This window comes from Corynebacterium sp. H127 (assembly GCF_037482665.1).
Lineage (GTDB): Bacteria > Actinomycetota > Actinomycetes > Mycobacteriales > Mycobacteriaceae > Corynebacterium.
The window spans coordinates 133,696-148,856 of record NZ_JBBHKY010000005.1 but is presented as its reverse complement, the minus strand read 5'-3'; the positions used below and the strand labels follow the sequence as shown (position 1 = coordinate 148,856).

Sequence of the window (15,161 nt, the reverse complement as noted above, 5' to 3'; positions counted from 1 at the left end):
TAGCGTGCATTACCACCCTAGGTAGGACACCCCATTAGACTTGCCTCTCATGCGTTGCCTCATGCTGTCCAACCCCAACTCCACCAGCATTAATGAACAGGTGCTGCGGCAAGCCATTACGCCGCTTCGAAAGGTAGCCGAGCTGCATTCGGTCCATACTCTGCACCGCGGACATGCTGCGGAGCTCACGCGCGGTGTGACGCGCGCCGATTTTGACGTGGTTGTTGCCGTTGGCGGAGACGGCACAGTCAACGAAGTTCTCAAAGGTTTGCTGGGCAACGATCCCACCGCTCGTCCCTCGGCAGAGTCGCTTCCTCGGCTCGCCATCATTCCCACAGGTTCTGCGAATGTGTTCGCCCGCGCGTTGGGCTTTCCCAATGCACCGGGCGCTGCTGCTGAAATGCTGGCTGAAATGCTTACTCCGCTGACGTCTCGACGCCTGCCAGTAGGACTCGTGAACAACCATTGGTTCTGCGTCAATGCTGGATTTGGACTGGATGCCGAGGTAATCAACCAGATGGATCGGATTCGCAGCTATGGAATTCCCGCGACGCCCTGGCACTATTCCTTGGTGGCTTTCTCCGCCTGGAGGCGGCTGCATCGCACTCCGCCCCACATTCATTTTGAAGCACTCACTCGCGATGGAGACACGGTGGCGGGCGACGTGCCGATAGTGATTGTGTCGAACACTAACCCGTGGACTTACGCCGGGCCGGTACCTGTGGTCACCAATCCAGAACACCGTTTAGAAGATGGCTGTTCTTTGTACGCTCTGGAAGACATTTCCGGAGTGGGCGGGTTTATCGCTGTTATGAATGCAATGGGCATTCCTGTGAATTCGCTTACCCGGGATCGGGTGGATTTCCGAGAAACCCGAGTTGACGATGCAACTAAAGTCACGCTCACCTCTAAGCTGCCACTAAAATGGCAGGTAGATGGAGAATATGCTGGAAAAGCTACGGAACTCAAGATCCAGACAGTGCCGAACGCGATCGATGTAATTTGCCAGCTATAGCCCCATATTGAGTGAACTTGATCACAATTTGACCCTTAACTCTAGCCAAGAAAGCACTGTCATGTCATGATTCATCGGTAACAAAAACGACGGGTTGAATAACCAGAGTCGAAATCCTTGAGTACAACAGGTTACGTCTTGGTGAACGAGCGCCCCTCAGCGCCAGCTAGCCCCCTAGCCGTCACCACCACCGAAACCACTACCCAACCACCAATAGCTGGGTTCCCTCAGTCACACTGAGAAACCGGCCTTTGTTTTGGTGCGCGCGGTAGACGTTGCAACCAAGGAAACGCACCGTAAGAACTTATCTGTTAGGAGATTTACCATGGATTGGCGCCACGAAGCAGTCTGCCGCGATGAAGACCCAGAGCTCTTCTTCCCTGTCGGAAATTCCGGCCCAGCTCTCGCCCAAATCGCTGCAGCAAAGGTTGTATGCAACCGTTGCCCAGTAACCTCACAGTGCTTGGCATGGGCACTGGAGTCCGGCCAGGACGCCGGCGTATGGGGCGGTATGAGCGAAGACGAGCGTCGCGCGCTGCGTCGCCGTAAGAACCGCGGTCGCGGCCGTACCCGCGCAACCGTCTAATTAACCATTCCCGGGCGCACTCGATTAAAGTGAGTGAGTCTAGTTACTTTTTCACTAACCAAGGAGGCAGCCATGAGCAAGCGTGGCCGCAAGCGCAAGGATCGTCGTAAGGGCAAGGCAAACCACGGCCGTCGCCCTAACGCATAACGGTCTTTAGTTCTTACATAGCGTCAAAGCACCTACAGGTATTCTTGTAGGTGCTTTTCGCTACTTCAAGCGCCCTTTTAACAAGGAGACAACTATTAGCGGAATGATCCCCGCTGCTGTACTCGAATGGAAATGGAGATGCGCTGACGCAGAGTTATCGGCGCAGATGCCGCACAGGAACGACGCAGCAACTCCCGTATCTCCTCTTCTACTCCCAGGCGTTCAAAACAGTGCGGACAAGACGCGATCGCGGCACGCAGCTCCTCTTGGGCGGATTGCGTGCAATCGCCGTCGAGAAGCTCAGCTAGCCGCGCATAGGTATCCGAGCAGTTGCAATCGCATCCTCGATGTTCGTTGCTCATGGCTTCTTTCCCTCTACTGCTTTAGATCCGATTCCGTAACTCAGTGCTACTTCCATCAACGCTTCTCGGAGTTGTTTTCTTCCCCGATGTAGGCGAGACATCACCGTGCCGATAGGGATGTTCAGGATCTCCGCAACCTCCTTATAGGGAAGCCCTTCCACATCGGCGTAATACACCACCATGCGATACTCATCAGTCAAGGCGTTCATGGCCTCAGCAATGTCCGTATCCGGGAGTGATTTAAGCGCCTGTACCTCGGCCGAATCCAGACCAGCAGACTGGTGAGAGGATGTGGAGTACAGCTGGTAGTCAGTGATCTCCTCGGTCGGCAACTGCGAGGGCTCTCGTTGTGCCTTGCGGTAGGAGTTTATGTAGGTGTTGGTCATGATCCGGTACAACCACGCCTTGAGGTTCGTGCCCTGTTTGAAACCTTCGAAGGCCTTAAACGCCTTGATGTAGGTTTCCTGCACTAGATCCTCCGCATCGGCGGGGTTGCGGGTGAGCCGTAGCGCGCCGCCGTACAGTTGGTCAAGGAGTGGAAGTGCTTCCTCCTCAAACCGCGTGACGAGCGTGGAGTCATAAGCGACCATTGAGATAGCGGCCTTTCTTCGCGGTGGAGCCTTCCCTGTTACACAAGTCTAAACGCATTCGGTGACGCAAAGGAGTCCGCATGGCACGAAAGAAGTCCGCCAGCACTGCAGCAATCGCAAAATTGAGCGATGCAGGACTGCCCTATACCGTCCACAGCTTTGAAACGCACTCGCAACATTTTGGGGCGGAAGCAGCGGAGTATCTCCAACAGGAGCTCCACATAACACCAGATCGAGTATTCAAGACCTTGCTGGTAGATCTCACCGCAGGCAAGGGCACCCGGCGCGCACTGGGCGTCTGTTGCCTGCCCGTCACAGCTTCCCTCAGTTTGAAGAAGGCCGCAAAAGCACATGGTGTTTCCAAAGTGACGATGGCTGACCCAAAGCTCGCCGAACGCAGTAGTGGCTACGTAGTTGGTGGCATCTCCCCCATTGCCCAAAAGACGGCGCTGCCTACAGTCGTGGATGCCAGCGCCGAGCTTCACGAAACCGTTTTTGTTTCCGGTGGCAAGCGCGGCCTCGATGTGGAACTCACCGCCGCCACGCTTATCGACGCCACGAACGCCCAACTCGCAGATCTGTTAGCCGATTAGTTCTGGGTAGTCATTTCGCACGTTCCCTACTGCCGGATCGGCTTCGGTCACTTCAAACCCGTTGAGCAACTCGGTTGAGCTGGGGTGCAGCAGCTCGCCACTACCCGCTAGCCAGGGCATTATTTCGGCGTTGCTTAAGAAGCGGGGTAGCCGGTGATGCAGCCAACTGAGCGGTTCAACCGCTGCGGTGGTGATCATGGTGGTTGATAGGCGGTTTTGTCCGCTGGCCCACAACCCAGCGGCCCAGAGCATGTCGCCTGTCGCCGGCCGCACAAAGTGCGGGCGTTTTTCATGCCATTCGTAGTAGCCGTCGAGAGGCAGGATGCACCGCCCCGACGCATACGCATCCCGGAAAGAGGGTTTCTGCGCAACGGTTTCCGCCCGGGCATTAAACAGGGGCGGCCCAGAATCATCCTTCTTCCAGCGCGGGATAAGTCCCCACCGGGCAGGTTCCAAGAGAATCTCACTCCTGTCCGCAGCGAGGCGAACCAGTGGAATCACCTGAGTTGGCGCGATGTTATAGCGCGGGCCCGGCGTCCCCTGTGGAGCCCGAACTGCCAGCCCGGGCTCCTGGACGGCACGAGCAACGGCATCGAGTAACGACTCACCTGTGGTGAAGAGAACAAAGCGTCCACACATACCCCCTATTATGGAGGACATGAACACTCCTGGTGGGACGCAGTGGAAAGCGCCGGTTGCAGCTGGCCCGATCAGTTGGAACCTTGCCGTTCCTGGGTCAAAATCGATGACAAATCGAGCGCTGATTCTCGCTGCCCTAGCGGATTACCCATCCACCATCCGCGGCGCGTTGATTAGCCGTGACACGGAACTGATGATGGCGGCCTTGGCCGAGCTCGGTGCAAAGATCACCCGCACTGCGCCTGGACATGGCTCCGCTACTACCACTATCCGCGTAGAACCCGGACAATTCCGGGGCGGCCACATCGCTTGTGGCCTGGCAGGCACCGTGATGCGGTTTGTCCCCCCAGTTTCCGCGTTGTCGGCGGGCACGGTGTTTTTTGACGGCGATCCGCAGGCTCGCATGCGACCGATGAACACAATTCTTGATGCTCTACGCGCCCTCGGAGTGGAAGTTTCCGGCAATAGCCTGCCGTTCGCCGTCGAGGGTACGGGCGGGGTCCGCGGTGGAGTGGTCGAGCTGGATGCCAGCGCCTCTTCGCAATTCATCTCGGGTCTACTGCTGGTCGGTGCACGCTTTGAGGAGGGCCTCACAGTCCGCCACGTCGGCGGCAAGCTGCCGAGTATGCCCCACATCGAAATGACGGTGGACATGCTGCGGCTCGCTGGCGTAGCCGTCAGCACTGAGGTTCCGAACGAGTGGCACATTGCGCCGACATCGATCAACGGCCGAACCTGGGTCATCGAACCGGATCTGTCTAACGCAACTCCCTTCTTGGCCGCCGCTGCCGTGACCGGTGGCACCGTGAAGGTGCAGGACTGGCCAGCCGCCACGAATCAAGCTGGGGATGCCATCCGGGACATCCTGCAGGACATGGGATGCGCCACGGATTTCATCGCAGCCGGTGACACTATGAGTTTGCAGGTCAGCGGACCTCCACCAGGTCAACTCACGGGTATCAACATCGACCTTTCTGACATCGGGGAACTCACCCCCACGGTAGCTGCACTGGCGACGTTAGCCAGCACCCCAAGTCGCCTCGAAGGGATAGCTCATCTGCGTGGGCACGAAACGAACCGCCTGGCTGCCCTTGCCGCCGAGATCAATGCCCTCGGTGGCCACTGCACGGAGTTTGCCGACGGTCTCATCATTGAGCCCCGGCCGCTGCGTGCTGGCTTGTGGCACTCCTACGCTGATCACCGCATGGCAACCGCCGGAGCGATTGTGGGACTAGTAACCCCAGGTGTGATCGTGCAAAACATTGAAACTACCGCCAAGACCCTTCCGGGTTTCGAGCTGATGTGGCAGGCCATGGTCAATGGGTAATCGCCGGTATTTCGATGAATCGGATGTCCGAGTGCGCCCTGGCAGAAAGGGGTCGCGCCCCCGCACCAAAGATCGACCAGCGCATGAGGACGCGAAGCAAGGCATGGTGGTGTCCAAAGATCGCGGACGCTGGGGAGTGGTGATCGATGGTGAGGCATCCCCTGTCGTGTGCATGCGGGCAAAGGATCTAGGCCGAACGAACATCGTCGTCGGCGACCGAGTTGGAGTGGTCGGGGATACCTCGGGGCAACCGGGCAGTCTCGCTCGAATCATCAAACTCGAAGAACGCAGCAGTGTGTTGCGCCGTACCGCTGATGACACAGATCCTTATGAGCGGATCGTGGTGGGTAACGCAGATCAGCTTTTGATTGTCACAGCAGTTGCCGATCCACCGCCTCGGGCTGGTTTCGTCGAGCGTGCATTGGTCGCAGCATTTGTCGGCCGGCTCACCCCTGTGTTGTGCCTGACCAAAACTGATCTTGCTGACCCCGCAGAGTTCGCTGCTGAGTTTGCGGATCTCGAGGTGCCTGTGGTCATCGCAGGAGTAACAGACAACCTAAGCGGTGTGAGAGAGATCGTCGGTGGCAAAGTCACAGCCCTCATCGGGCATTCCGGTGTCGGCAAATCCACTTTGGTAAATCGACTTGTACCCGATGCAGATCGCGCCACAGGAGCGGTCTCCGGTGTCGGCAAGGGCCGACACACGTCAACGCAGTCAGTGGCACTGCGTTTACCAGAGGGCGGTTGGATCATCGATACTCCAGGTATCCGCTCTTTCGGCCTTGCCCATGTGGACGCGGAATCCGTAATCGGAGTATTTGAGGACCTTGCCCAGGCAGTGGAGCAGTGCCCACGCGGTTGTACCCATATGGGTCCCCCAGCTGATCCGGAGTGCGCATTAGATAGCTTGTCGGGAGCATCACAGCGTCGCGCACATGCGGTGCGAAAACTACTGCAAGCCTTGCGTTCAAACGACGACTGGGATCTGGGGATAGTGAAAGACTAATGCCGATGGATAGGGTGCCACTCGAGCACACGTCGATCAGCCGACTATCGCTGTTCGCCGTGCTCAGCGGCTTGGTTACGGGGCTTGCAGTCGCAGCCCTCAACTGGTCGGTTATCCTCGTCGAACGCGCAGTCTTTGGCACCGACCATCTTGTGTCGCCGGATCCCACCGCAGTGGTGTCGCCGAAAAGACTCGCGCTTACCTTAATAGGCCTGGGTTGCGTACTTTCTTGGGCGCGATACCTCATGGATCGCTATAGCGAGCCGGTCTCCGTACCCGCCGCAATGTATGGCAAAAGAATGCCCTTGTTGGCGACTATTTGTTCCGCTTTTATCCAGGTGATGTCTGTGGCAGCGGGTGCCTCAGTGGGGCGCGAGAACGCGCCCCGAATCATAGGCGGACTATCTGCGTCCCGCCTCGCGGTATGGAGCAAATTGGATCACGATGCGCGACGGCTACTCATCGGAGCTGCCGCAGGCGCTGGGCTCGGAGCGACCTTCCACCTCCCACTAGCAGGCGCAATTTTTGCGCTCGAGCTATTGCTCATGGAAATGTCTGCACAGGCCGTGATCACCGTCATGCTGACCTCTGCCACCGCTGCAGCCGTGACCGGTGTCTTTGTTACCCCACACCCCGTGTACCACAGTGTGCCGGTGCAGGAATCCGCCGCGACCCTGGCGGTTGCAGCCATAGTGGGATTAGTGGCGGGGCTCCTTGGTCATTGGTTTGGCAAGGCGGCCCGCCTGGCGGTACAGCATCGTGCCAGCGGAACTGCGCTGTTGTGGCAAATGCCCTTGGGCTTCGTCTTGCTCGCTGTCGTTTCCTATTTTGTGCCTGGAGTTAGTGCCAACGCGCGTTTCACCACAGATACCGTGTTGAGTGGAGACAACATCGCCCTCGGGCTACTCCTCGTGGGGGTACTGCGAGTAGGCGCTATTCTCTTGAGCTTCCGCATCGGCGTTATCGGTGGCACGCTCACACCGGCCTTCGGGCTTGGGGCAATCACCGGAGCGCTGATTGGAATTGCGCTGCAGCCACTGCTGCCCGGAGTCCCGATCGGGGCTTTCGCGCTGCTTGGTGCAGCAGCTTTTCTTTCCACCGCCATGGCTGCCCCCATGTTTGGTCTCATCGCCGCCATTGAGTTCACCGATATGGCAGCCCAAGGCTACCTACCGGTATTCGTGTCCGTTGTCGCTGCGGCACTGGCGGTACGAGTATGGGGCCGGCTTCGTCATGACGAGCAACGCCTGGCCCCATTTACTTCTGCGCTATTCGCCGGCAAGCGGCGTCGTTAAGCGCTATCGCTTTAGGCGGTCACGATTGCGCGTTTGGTAGGGCGCATGAGGGCGAACTTCACTGCCTCCATCGCCGTCGGACGGGCCTGCTTCAGCAACTTCAGACCGGGGAACAATCCGCGGCGCTCCCCCTGCTCATTCTTACCAACGTGCAGATGCTGCTCGATATCGGGAGTAAAAGCAGCTTCCGAGCGTACTTCCGGGGCATTCTCCGGCTTCGCTGCCAGCATCGAGTTCGGCAGCGTGAGCTTGAGCAAAGTGCGCTGCACCTTACCAAACTGAACTGGGAAGGAATCCGTGTTATAGGGCAGGTCAAACTCGCGGGCAATCGCTTCAACCTGCTTACCGACGGCTGCGAGACGATTCGATGGCATATTCGGGTAGAGGTGGTGCTCAATCTGGTAGTTCAGGTTGCCGGACATGATCGTCAGGATCTTGCCACCGCGGAAGTTCGCGGAACCGAGCATCTGACGCAAGTACCACTCACCCTTGGTCTCGTTCTCCCACTGCGCCTTAGTGAAGGTTTCGGTCTCATCTGGGAAGTGCCCACAGAAGATCACGGCATAGGACCACCAGTTGCGGACCAAGTTGGCGAGCATGTTCGCCTTCGCAGTGTGCAGGAAGTTTGGCCCGGTAAGCGCAGGGTACAGTACGTAATCCTTGATCACCTGATTGCGGACTTTGCCCACAGTCTCCCAGAACTTTGGTTTGGTTTCTTCCCAGGTCTGACGGCCAGAGAAGTAACGGCCGAGCTCGACGTCGTAGAACGCGATGGCCCACTGGAACAGCGACGCCAAGATTGCGTTCGTCACCGGCTGGAAAGCATGCATCGGGGTCCACTTGCGGTCACGGGTTACCCGGAGGACGCCGTATCCAACATCGTGATCCATACCCAAGATATTGGTGTAGGTGTGGTGCACGTGGTTATGGGTATGCGCCCACTGGGCACTCGGGCAGTTCATGTCCCACTCCCAGGTAGCGGAGTGAATTACTGGATCGTTCATCCAGTCCCACTGACCGTGAATCACGTTGTGGCCAATTTCCATGTTTTCCAGGATCTTGGCCAGGCTGAGCAGGCTGGCTCCTGCCCAGAAGAACGGCTTCTTATGGGAAAGCAACAGCAGCGCTCGGCCAGTAAGTTCGGTTCCGCGCTGAAACTTGATCAGGTTCTTGATGTACTTGACATCATCCTCGCCGAGGCTATCCTCGACTTCCTTCTTGATAGCGTCGAAACGGCGCCCGATCTCCTCGATGTCCTCATCGGTGAGATGGGAGTATGCCTGAATATTGGTAATTGCCATTGGTTTCGTTCCTTAAACGTCTAGAGTGAGGTCGCCGTGCGCGACGCAGACACAGGTGCGGATTCGGGAACCAGCTTCATGGACTTCCCCGGTATGTAGGTTATGGGCGTTGCCGTCGCTGATCTGGCGGACACAGGTGTGGCAAATGCCCATTCGGCAGCCGTAAGGCAGCTGGATGTCAATCGATTCGGCAGCTTCCAGGATGGTGGTGGCACCGTCGGCAACAACGCTGCCACGGGACCCGTAGGTGATCTCGCCGCCTACGGCATCTGAGGTGCGATCCAGGGTGAAACGTTCGGTACGCAGTGCGTAGTGCTTATCGACGCCCCCCTCCCACCACTGCTCAAGGGCGCTGAGCATCTCAGCCGGGCCACACGCAAATGCAGCGCGCTCAGCGAAGTCTGGGACGATGTTCTCAATATCAGCCGGGGTGACACGCCCAGCCTCAGAGGTGAGCTGCAGGTGCAGGCTCAGACCTGGAATCTGCTCCAGCTCTTCCAGGAATAGCGCGTCGTCGCGGGTACGCGCAGAATAGATCAATACCGCATCATGCCCAGGAGAAGTCTCGCCGAGGGTACGCAGCATCGATACGATCGGGGTAATTCCGGTACCTGCAGCCAGAAAAAGCAGCTTTTCCGGAAGTGGCTCTGGAAGGTAGAAATCGCCTGCTGGCTGTGCAAGGCGAATATTCAGACCTGGTTGGGCTGTCTCCACCAGATGCTCGGAGAGTTTGCCACCTTGGTGCGCCTTCACAGTCACGCTGAACGTCTCGCCTTTGCCAGCGACGTTCGTGAGCGAGTAACTACGCCAGATATAGCGTCCGGCAACTTGCACGCCAATGCCGATGAACTGTCCCGGTTTGAAGTCGACTGGAACGCCCCAGCCTGGGGTCACATCCAGACTGATGGTGTCATTCCCGTGTCTGGTGACGCTGCGGATCTGCCCACGGAGCTCGCGGGTACTCCACAATGGATTGAGCAAGCCAGTGTAGTCATCTGGTAACAGCGGCGTGGTCCATGCTTTGAGCGCTGACCGAACTCCGGCCAATGCATCTGAAGTCTTTTTTGCCACTCGGGAACTCGTTTCTTCTGCCATTAGTTTAGGTACGCTTGCGTAGCTTACGTGAGCGTAGGTTAGCCGTGCAACAGCACGGCCGATATAGCTAAGAAAAAATCTTGGCCCGCAGAGCGCGTGCCAAGATGAGTATTCAGAGGTTGGAACTAGAGCAAATCAACAAGAAACGGCAGCTCTACGGTGTCGTACCACGCCATGAAGTTGTCGTCTGCATCACCAACAGTGAGCTCTGCGTCTTCATCCCCCAAATCGGCTGCATCAATTGCCGAAATTGCTGCAGCGGTGGCGGCCTCTGAGCCCTCAACATCGACGTGCAGCGCTGCAACATCCTCAAAGTCAATGAGTGCAGGAGAAATCTTCACTACCGCTTCCCCAGCCTCCGGTGCGAAGCTAAGGCGAGAATCATCCAAATCAACGGTCACCACTACTCGGCGGTGCGAAAACTTCTCTTCTGCGCCGGTAGCCAGCAGTCGCAGTGAAGCTCGCGCAGCCTCAATGAATGCGAAATGCGCAAATTCCTCCTCATCGCCCTCTTCGAAGAATTCAACCAACGCCGGCGTCACTGCAAAACCCCAACCAGAGCGCGCCGGAAAAGCATTGTTTTCCTTAAGCTCACGCAGAATTGAAAAAGTCGCCGGAATATAAACTCGCATTGGATTTAAAACTCCCCTTCAAGGCCAAAAAGCCCGGTGATCTCAACAACAGCACGATCGAACTGCTGGTAGAAGACCCCGACCAGACCGCTTTCCACTGCGGCGCGGACATTGAGAATCGAGTCATCTACCAGCACACAATCACGCATTGGCAAATCGATGGCTGCAGCAGCCTGCGCAAATGCCTCCTCAGTTGGCTTTTCCGCACCGATCTCACCAGAAAGTAGCACCGCATCCACGTATCCCCGAACCTGCCATTCGCGGATTGGCTCCGCTCCGACACCGCCCGGATCATTAGAAAGAATCGCCGTCGCTACGCCGTCCTGTTTGGCCGCGGCAAGCAGATTACGCCACCGGCGCTGCTCTTCCTCGGTTCCGTCTAGAACACCGACGTAATCCACGATCAATCCACGCACGCTACACTCCTGTTTCTCGTTTTGTTCTGGGGAACTTTGCTCGACGCTTCTGCACAGCTCATGGCACACTAATAGGGCGAGCTATCCAACGCAGCCGAACGTCGCCCCTCATTCTTCCACAGCTTTGCACTGGCGGCTGGCGCGAAGTTCCCTCAAGCCCACCCAAGTTTCGAAGGAACCTGCTTTGCTACGCGTTATTCCAGGCCTGAGCCACCTAAAATTGCTCGATCCTACTGTATCTCAGCCACCGCCTCGTTCTGTTTCGGCGCCATGCCCTGATAAGTCCCAAAAGGCACTCACACAGGTAGCACTCGAAGTCGCATACGGCATCCGTCCACCTGCGATGCTGCACCGCAACAGGTTCGATCCGCAAGTCCGCATCCATATCGCCGCGTTCCACAAAACATCTACCTTGCGCGGCCCAGTGCACCTGTTGCGAGTTGAGGCTCACGCGGCACCACTGCCGCATGCGACCGATGAATTGGCAGTCCAGATTCTGGCAGCCACGGACCTCATCGGCACGTGCCGTGTTGCAAAAACCACGCAGGCGTTTGCCGCCCGGCTCGAACTACCGGAGGGCAAACGCCAGTGGGTGATGCGGAGCCTGAGGCTAACGTGACCTAGGCCTCTTCAGGACCAGAGGTACGCAGTTGCTCCGGACGAGGGCCGCGCTGACCGCCTAGATCTTCTGCGTCAAGCTTGCCATCATGGTTCACATCCACAGTGCCGGCAGCTTGCGCCTGGGGCACGAACTGCTTACGGATGAGGAAGAGCTGGCGAACGGTTTCCTCTTTAATGCCATCCTTCATGGCATTAAACATGTCGCCGCCTTCGCGCTGGTACTCGACCAATGGGTCACGCTGAGCCATTGCGCGCAGACCGATACCTTCCTTGAGGTAATCCATCTCGTAGAGATGCTCGCGCCACTTCGTGTCCACAACGTTCAAGATGGCGACGCGCTCGATGCTGCGCATCTGGTCTTCGCCACCGATTGCAGCGACCTTTTCTTCCATGTCCTGGTACAGCATGCGCGCGTCCTTGAGGATCGCGGCTTCCAGATCTTTAGCGGTGAGCTCGCCGGCAGCTCCGTACTCGGTGCCGTCGACAAGCGACTTCCAGCTCATTGAAGGGCCATACAGGCTCTCCAACGCGTTCCACAACGTGTCTAGATCCCAGTCTTCGACGTAACCATTCGCGGTAGCGGCTGCAACATAATCCGAAATGGTGTCCACGATCATGGCCTGGATCTGCTTAGAGACATCTGCCCCTTCCAGCACCTGGCGTCGCTCAGCGTAAATGACCTTGCGCTGCTCATTCATCACTTCGTCATACTTCAAGACGTTCTTGCGCATCTCAAAGTTCTGCGCCTCAACCTGCGTCTGTGCATTCTTGACGGCGTTGGAAACCATCTTGGAGTCAATCGGCTGGTTATCAGGGATATCCAGCCGGTTCATCGTGTTTTCCAGCATTGGTCCCACGAAGCGCAGCATCAAGTCATCGCGCATAGAAAGGTAGAAACGCGTTGCACCAGGGTCGCCCTGACGACCTGAACGACCACGCAGCTGGTTATCAATACGGCGGGAATCATGACGCTCCGTACCGAGCACATACAGGCCACCGGCCTCACGTACTTTCTCCGCGAGTTCGGCAGAGCGCTTCTTCACACGTACGATCTCTTCATCCCAAGCGGCTTCGTACTCCTCCGGCTTCTCCACTGGGTCGAGGCCACGCTCGCGCAAATAGATATCCGCCAAGATGTCCGGGTTGCCACCGAGCACGATGTCAGTACCACGACCAGCCATGTTGGTAGCCACGGTTACCGCGCTTGGCAAACCTGCCTGCGCGACGATCTCTGCTTCCTTCTCATGATGCTTAGCATTCAGAACGTTGTGTTTAATGCCCTGGCGCTGCAACAAAGCGGAGAGGTACTCGGAACGCTCGACGGAAGCAGTGCCGACGAGCACCGGCTGCCCCTTCTCAACGCGCTCGGCAATGTCATCTACAACCGCAGTGAATTTAGCTTCCTGGGTTTTGTAAATCAGGTCAGTGAGGTCTTCGCGCTGATTCGGGCGGTTGGTCGGGATTGGCATGACATCGAGCTTGTAAATCTGGTGCAGCTCGGATGCTTCGGTCTCCGCGGTACCGGTCATACCGGCTAGCTTGTCGTACAGGCGGAAGTAGTTCTGCAGGGTGACCGTAGCGAGGGTCTGGTTCTCGCTCTTGATCTCAACCTGCTCCTTTGCTTCAATCGCTTGGTGCATGCCTTCGTTGTAGCGGCGTCCATCCAGCACACGACCAGTGAACTCGTCCACGATCATGACGTCACCGTTTCGAACGATGTAATCCTTGTCGCGAGTGAACAGCTCCTTCGCCTTAATCGCATTGGTCAAGTAGCTAACCAGCTGGGAGTACTCCGGGGCGTACAGATTGCTGATGCCGAGCTGGTCCTCAACATAAGCAACACCGTCTTCCTTCACACCGACGGTGCGCTTGCGTTCATCAACTTCATAGTGGATATCACGCTGCATCCGAGGGACAATCGACGCGAAGGCCGTGTACCACTCGGAAGAGCCGTCCGCCGGACCGGAAATGATGAGCGGAGTACGTGCTTCGTCAATAAGGATGGAGTCAACTTCGTCGACAATGGCGTAGTGGTGCCCACGCTGTACGAGGTCGTTGAGAGAATGCGCCATGTTGTCGCGCAGGTAATCAAAGCCCAACTCATTGTTGGTGCCGTAAGTAATGTCCGCGTTATAAGCAGTGCGACGCTGCTCAGGCGTCATGTTGGACAAAATCACATCGGTCTTCAGCCCGAGGAAGCGGTGTACACGGCCCATCCACTCCGCGTCGCGTTTGGCCAGGTAGTCATTCACGGTGACCACGTGCACGCCCTTACCTTCAAGCGCGTTGAGGTAGGCCGGCAACACACAGGTCAAAGTCTTACCCTCACCTGTGCGCATCTCGGCAACGTTGCCAAAGTGAAGCGCTGCACCACCCATCACCTGCACTCGGTAATGCTTCTGGCCGAGCACGCGCCAGGACGCTTCGCGAGCAGTAGCAAAGGCCTCGAGGAGAAGGTCATCGCTCTTCTCGCCTTTTTCAATCCGCTCCTTGAACTCCGCAGTCTTTGCCTTGAGCTGCTCATCGGAGAGAGCGGCATACTCATCCTCAAGGGAGATGACTTGGTCAGCTATAGCCTGAAGACGCTTGATTGCGCGGCCTTCACCAACACGGAGAATCTTGGACAATCCAAACACGGGCAGCGGTCCTTACAGATTAAATTGGGGACGTTAATAACAAATCTTCGCCCATTCTACGCATAACGACAACGCGACAAAGCTTCGCATCAGCAGAGCGCCCCCGAAAGCTTTCGCATCTCGGGGGCGCTACGGACAGGCAAACTGCAAATTACTTAGCTTCGCCGTCTTCAACTAGTTCGATCAAGCCATAGTCAAACGCGTGACGACGGTACACCACGGATGGCCGACCGGTTTCCTCGTTGAGGAACAGGTAGAAATCATGACCGACCAGCTCCATCTCCGAAAGCGCATCATCCACGCTCACTGGAGTTGCAGAGTGCTGCTTGGTGCGCACGATGTGTCCCGGGGTGACATCCTGCACCTTATCTGCGTATGGATCCACATCGAACTCGCTGGCGGCTTCCTGGGCCTTCTTGGCTTCGGCAGCCATTTCAGCAGCGAGTTCACCAGTGCCGAGAGGGGCGCGATGGCCGGAGCGGCTGATGCTGCGACGAGCCTTCACCTTGCGCAGGGAGCGCTCCATCTTGCCCAGTGCAGTTTCGAGGGCAGCATAGAAGCTGTCTTCTTTTGCTTCTGCGCGGGCGATGTGCCCCTTGCCGGTCGCAGTGATCTGAATACGATCAGACTGCGCTTCACGGCGAGGGTTCGGCTCGTGCTGCAGTTCAACGTGGAAGAACGTCAGTGTCGGATCAAGTCGCTCGATCTTTGCGAGCTTAGACTTGACGCGTTCCGCGAAGTGATCGGGCACCTCGACGTTGCGGCCGGTGATATTGACCTGTGCGCGCAGGACGTCGTTGTTCTCAGCAGGTGTAGTCACTTTGCTTTACCTCCCGGTATCTGCCACCGCACAATGTGAGCGGGATTACTCACAACGTCCACGGTGACGCTTATCTTGCT

Annotated in this window: 17 protein-coding genes; 8 read left to right on the top strand and 9 right to left on the bottom strand. The window is 57.3% G+C overall.

Annotated elements, in window-relative coordinates; genetic code table 11:
- Positions 1 to 49 precede the first annotated feature (49 nt).
- The 3 genes from WG936_RS07145 to WG936_RS12265 all read left to right on the top strand — a co-directional run bounded on the left by WG936_RS07145 (position 50) and on the right by WG936_RS12265 (position 1,748).
- Positions 50 to 1,015, top strand: coding sequence for a diacylglycerol/lipid kinase family protein (locus WG936_RS07145; protein ID WP_339564706.1), 966 nt, complete (start codon positions 50 to 52; stop codon positions 1,013 to 1,015).
- 325 nt (positions 1,016 to 1,340) lie between these two features.
- Positions 1,341 to 1,601, top strand: coding sequence for a WhiB family transcriptional regulator (locus WG936_RS07140; RefSeq protein WP_339564705.1), 261 nt, complete (start codon positions 1,341 to 1,343; stop codon positions 1,599 to 1,601).
- Positions 1,602 to 1,673: 72 nt separating this feature from the next.
- Positions 1,674 to 1,748 carry a 50S ribosomal protein bL37 gene (locus tag WG936_RS12265; RefSeq protein WP_377739391.1) on the top strand — a complete coding sequence of 25 codons (75 nt, stop codon included), beginning with the start codon at positions 1,674 to 1,676 and terminating at the stop codon, positions 1,746 to 1,748.
- Positions 1,749 to 1,843: 95 nt separating this feature from the next.
- Here WG936_RS12265 and rsrA read toward each other — a convergent pair whose 3' ends face one another.
- Both rsrA and WG936_RS07130 read right to left on the bottom strand, forming a co-directional pair.
- The gene (rsrA, locus tag WG936_RS07135) at positions 1,844 to 2,110 is read right to left on the bottom strand and encodes a mycothiol system anti-sigma-R factor (protein ID WP_339564704.1); all 267 of its coding nucleotides are present in this window, start codon (positions 2,108 to 2,110) and stop codon (positions 1,844 to 1,846) included.
- On the bottom strand, positions 2,107 to 2,700 hold the full coding sequence (locus WG936_RS07130) for a sigma-70 family RNA polymerase sigma factor (RefSeq protein WP_339564703.1): 594 nt from the start codon (positions 2,698 to 2,700) through the stop codon (positions 2,107 to 2,109). Before WG936_RS07130 ends, rsrA begins: the two co-directional genes overlap by 4 nt.
- 80 nt (positions 2,701 to 2,780) lie before the next feature.
- Between WG936_RS07130 and WG936_RS07125 the strand changes: the two genes are divergently transcribed.
- Positions 2,781 to 3,293, top strand: a complete 513-nt coding sequence (locus tag WG936_RS07125; protein ID WP_339564702.1) for an aminoacyl-tRNA deacylase — start codon at positions 2,781 to 2,783, stop codon at positions 3,291 to 3,293.
- Here WG936_RS07125 and WG936_RS07120 read toward each other — a convergent pair.
- Positions 3,282 to 3,932 (bottom strand): SOS response-associated peptidase, encoded by a 651-nt coding sequence (locus WG936_RS07120; RefSeq protein WP_339572512.1) that lies wholly within the window; start codon positions 3,930 to 3,932, stop codon positions 3,282 to 3,284. The genes WG936_RS07125 and WG936_RS07120 overlap by 12 nt on opposite strands.
- 19 nt (positions 3,933 to 3,951) lie before the next feature.
- Here WG936_RS07120 and aroA point away from each other — a divergent pair, with 19 nt between their 5' ends.
- Genes aroA through WG936_RS07105 form a run of 3 tightly spaced genes read left to right on the top strand, consistent with a single transcriptional unit; the run spans position 3,952 to position 7,560 of the window.
- The gene (aroA, locus tag WG936_RS07115; protein ID WP_339572494.1) at positions 3,952 to 5,259 is read left to right on the top strand and encodes a 3-phosphoshikimate 1-carboxyvinyltransferase; all 1,308 of its coding nucleotides are present in this window, start codon (positions 3,952 to 3,954) and stop codon (positions 5,257 to 5,259) included.
- Entirely contained in the window at positions 5,252 to 6,265 is a 1,014-nt protein-coding gene (rsgA, locus tag WG936_RS07110) for a ribosome small subunit-dependent GTPase A (protein ID WP_339572493.1), read from the top strand. Before aroA ends, rsgA begins: the two co-directional genes overlap by 8 nt.
- A gap of 5 nt (positions 6,266 to 6,270) precedes the next feature.
- Positions 6,271 to 7,560, top strand: coding sequence for a chloride channel protein (locus WG936_RS07105; RefSeq protein ID WP_339572492.1), 1,290 nt, complete (start codon positions 6,271 to 6,273; stop codon positions 7,558 to 7,560).
- An 11-nt stretch (positions 7,561 to 7,571) separates the two neighbouring features.
- On the opposite strand, the gene WG936_RS07100 is transcribed toward WG936_RS07105, so the two are convergent.
- The 4 genes from WG936_RS07100 to WG936_RS07085 form a co-directional block, all read right to left on the bottom strand.
- Positions 7,572 to 8,861: a fatty acid desaturase family protein gene (locus WG936_RS07100; RefSeq protein ID WP_339572491.1), complete on the bottom strand. Its 1,290-nt coding sequence runs from the start codon at positions 8,859 to 8,861 to the stop codon at positions 7,572 to 7,574.
- Positions 8,862 to 8,873: 12 nt separating this feature from the next.
- Complete coding sequence (locus tag WG936_RS07095; RefSeq protein ID WP_339572490.1) at positions 8,874 to 9,932, bottom strand: ferredoxin reductase; 1,059 nt, start codon at positions 9,930 to 9,932, stop codon at positions 8,874 to 8,876.
- A 149-nt stretch (positions 9,933 to 10,081) separates the two neighbouring features.
- Positions 10,082 to 10,588, bottom strand: a complete 507-nt coding sequence (locus tag WG936_RS07090; protein WP_339572489.1) for a DUF6912 family protein — start codon at positions 10,586 to 10,588, stop codon at positions 10,082 to 10,084.
- A gap of 5 nt (positions 10,589 to 10,593) precedes the next feature.
- Positions 10,594 to 11,004 carry an HAD-IA family hydrolase gene (locus tag WG936_RS07085; protein ID WP_339564694.1) on the bottom strand — a complete coding sequence of 137 codons (411 nt, stop codon included), beginning with the start codon at positions 11,002 to 11,004 and terminating at the stop codon, positions 10,594 to 10,596.
- A gap of 184 nt (positions 11,005 to 11,188) precedes the next feature.
- On the opposite strand from WG936_RS07085, the gene WG936_RS07080 reads away from it, so the two are divergent.
- A complete protein-coding gene (locus tag WG936_RS07080) occupies positions 11,189 to 11,623 on the top strand; it encodes a hypothetical protein (protein ID WP_339564693.1) in 435 nt (144 codons plus the stop codon).
- Between the two features lies 1 nt (position 11,624).
- Here the strand turns inward: WG936_RS07080 and secA are convergent, their stop codons facing one another.
- Both secA and hpf read right to left on the bottom strand, forming a co-directional pair.
- On the bottom strand, positions 11,625 to 14,261 hold the full coding sequence (secA, locus tag WG936_RS07075) for a preprotein translocase subunit SecA (RefSeq protein ID WP_339564692.1): 2,637 nt from the start codon (positions 14,259 to 14,261) through the stop codon (positions 11,625 to 11,627).
- A gap of 151 nt (positions 14,262 to 14,412) precedes the next feature.
- Complete coding sequence (gene hpf, locus WG936_RS07070) at positions 14,413 to 15,081, bottom strand: ribosome hibernation-promoting factor, HPF/YfiA family (RefSeq protein ID WP_339564691.1); 669 nt, start codon at positions 15,079 to 15,081, stop codon at positions 14,413 to 14,415.
- Positions 15,082 to 15,161: the final 80 nt, after the last annotated feature.